Here is a 437-nt window from a genome sequence, read left to right as displayed (position 1 = left end):
GTGCTGCGCGGCCGGCAGTTCGGTCGGGCCGATGACGACCTTCGATCCGGTCGTTATCGCCTTGACCGCCAGGTCCTTGGCATTGGCCGGATCGCCGCGCGTGTCCTCGACGGTCAGCGTCAGCAGGTTGTTGCCGAGATCGGCCATGGCGAGCTTGGCGCCGTCGAGCATCTTCCTGCCGTCCTCGCCCGCGCCTCCCGCGGCGGACAGCGGCAGCAGCATGGTGATCTTGGCCGGCCCGGTGCCCAGCGACTGCGTGGCCTGCATCGCCTTTGGCGCCGCGGCGACGCTGCCGCCGGCGGGGGCGCCGGGCGCCGCAATCGCGGCCGGATCGAGCGCCTCACTCACGCTGCCTTTCGACTGGCAGCCGGACAAGGCGGCCGCCAGCGCAAACGCGATTGCCCATGCTTGTGGCGAGGGCGGGTGCCGTCTGTGGG

1 pseudogene is annotated in these 437 nt (G+C 71.9%); it reads right to left on the bottom strand.

The features are described from left to right. Nucleotides 1-387: pseudogene (locus EOA29_RS40140) on the bottom strand (ABC transporter substrate-binding protein); the annotation flags it as partial. Between the last annotated feature and the right edge of the window lie 50 nt (nt 388-437).

The sequence above is a fragment of the Mesorhizobium sp. M1E.F.Ca.ET.063.01.1.1 genome (assembly GCF_003998155.1).
In the GTDB taxonomy this organism is placed as follows: domain Bacteria; phylum Pseudomonadota; class Alphaproteobacteria; order Rhizobiales; family Rhizobiaceae; genus Mesorhizobium.
This window is presented reverse-complemented; position numbering and strand designations above follow the sequence as displayed.